Origin of the sequence: Hydrogenophaga sp. (assembly GCF_035481345.1) — a bacterium.
Taxonomy (GTDB): Bacteria; Pseudomonadota; Gammaproteobacteria; order Burkholderiales; family Burkholderiaceae_C; genus Hydrogenophaga.
Genome location: NZ_DATIGV010000130.1, coordinates 1 through 1,917 on the forward strand (window position 1 = coordinate 1; position 1,917 = coordinate 1,917).

Annotated in this window: 2 protein-coding genes; one reads left to right on the forward strand and one right to left on the reverse strand. The window is 70.5% G+C overall.

Annotated features, from left to right (window positions below):
* The coding region (locus tag VLG41_RS14345; protein ID WP_325350078.1) for a LysR substrate-binding domain-containing protein at positions 1-684 on the reverse strand (684 nt) is incomplete at its 3' end.
* Between the two features lie 106 nt (positions 685-790).
* On the opposite strand from VLG41_RS14345, the gene VLG41_RS14350 reads away from it, so the two are divergent.
* Complete coding sequence (locus VLG41_RS14350; protein ID WP_325350079.1) at positions 791-1,879, forward strand: tartrate dehydrogenase; 1,089 nt, start codon at positions 791-793, stop codon at positions 1,877-1,879.
* Positions 1,880-1,917 lie beyond the last annotated feature (38 nt).

Consider the following 1,917-nt stretch of genomic DNA (forward strand, 5'->3'; position numbering starts at 1 on the left):
GGTGGTGAGCTTGCCGTGGATGCGCACGGATTCCGTGCTGGCCTGGCGGCCGCGCCCGTGCGAGAGGCGCCACACGCCATAGGCCTCTTCGCCCTGGCGGATGGCGATGCAGTCGTGCTGCATCAGGTCGCGCGGCACGCGCGGCGTACCGCGGCGCGCCAGGTAGGCCGGCGCGGCGCAGAGCAGGCGCCGGTTGGGCGCCACGCGCCGCGCGATGACGCGGGCGTCGGGCGGTGCGCCGAAGCGGATGCAGACGTCCCAGGCGTCGTCCGTCAGCGGTGGCGGGTTCACCGACAGCTGCAACTGCGCCTGGACCTGCGGGTGCTTCTGCACGAAGCGCGACACCAGCGGCGCGACGTGGCTGCGGCCGAAGCCCAGCGTGGCGTTGATGCGCAAGAGGCCCTTGGGGGTGGAGCGGGCCGCGCCCAGCAGTTCCTCCATGGCATCGATGTCGCCGAGGATGCGCCGCGCGTGTTCCAGGAACAGCTCGCCCTCGGGTGTCAGGCCCATGCGCCGGGTGGTGCGGTTCACCAGCGGCACGCCCACGCGCGCTTCCAGCAGGCTCAGGTGCTTGCTCACGGCCGAGGTGGTGATGCCCAGTTCACGCGCGGCGCCACTCAGGCTGCCGGCGCTGGCCAGGCTGGAGAAGAAGCCCAGGTCGGTAGGGTGAATGGCGTCGGGCATGGCGCGATTGTTGAATTCAGGTCAACGATGGATTCACTATAGCCACGCGCCAACGCCCTGGTCCATCCCTACAGTGCCCCATCGACAGTGACATGGGGTTCAAAGGATGAAGACGTATTCGATCGCCGCCATTCCCGGCGACGGCATTGGCAAGGAAGTGATTCCGGCGGGGCAGGTGGTGTTGAAGGCCCTGACGGCCAGCGGCGCGGGTTTCCGCTGCGAGTTCGAGGAGTTCGACTGGGGCGGCGACCATTACCGCCGCCACGGCGTGATGATGCCGGCCGACGGTCTGGACCGCCTGCGCGGCAAGGACGCGATCCTCTTCGGCTCGGCGGGCGACCCCGACATCCCGGACCACATCACGCTCTGGGGCCTGCGCCTGAAGATCTGCCAGGGCTTCGACCAGTACGCCAACGTGCGGCCCACGCGCATCCTGCCCGGCATCGACGCGCCGCTCAAGCGCTGCCGGCCCGAGGACCTGAACTGGGTCATCGTGCGCGAGAACTCCGAAGGCGAGTACTCCGGCGTGGGCGGGCGTGTGCACCAGGGCCACCCCATCGAGGCCGCCACCGACGTGACCGTGATGACGCGCGCCGGGGTGGAGCGCGTGATGCGCTTCGCCTTCCGCCTGGCGCAGTCGCGGCCGCGCCGGCAACTCACGGTGATCACCAAGAGCAACGCGCAGCGCCACGCCATGGTGATGTGGGACGAGATCGCGGCACAAGTGGCGGCCGAGTTTCCCGAGGTGCGCTGGGACAAGGAGATCGTGGACGCGGCCACCGCGCGCATGGTCAACCGCCCGGCCTCGCTGGACACCATCGTCGCCACCAACCTGCACGCCGACATCCTGAGCGACCTGGCCGCCGCGCTGGCGGGCAGCCTGGGCATCGCGCCCACCGGCAACATCGATCCCGAGCGCCGCTACCCCAGCATGTTCGAGCCCATCCACGGCTCGGCCTTCGACATCATGGGACAGGGCCTGGCCAACCCCATCGGCACCTTCTGGTCGGTGGTGATGATGCTGGAGCACCTGGGCGAGGACAGCGCCGCCGCGCGGCTGATGGCCGCGATCGAACAGGTCACCGCCGACCCCGCGCTGCACACGCGCGACCTGGGCGGGCGGGCCGGCACCGCGCAAGTGACGCAGGCCGTGTGCGAGCGCATCGCGCGGGGCGTGCTGCTCGAGGCCGCCTGAGCGAACAGGACACCGGGCCCGCGCCATCGGCTCGGGCC

What these genes read in the sequence shown, in the direction of transcription:
- VLG41_RS14350 (WP_325350079.1), top strand. Translation starts at nt 791, where the DNA reads ATGAAGACGTATTCGATCGCCGCCATTCCCGGCGACGGCATTGGCAAG.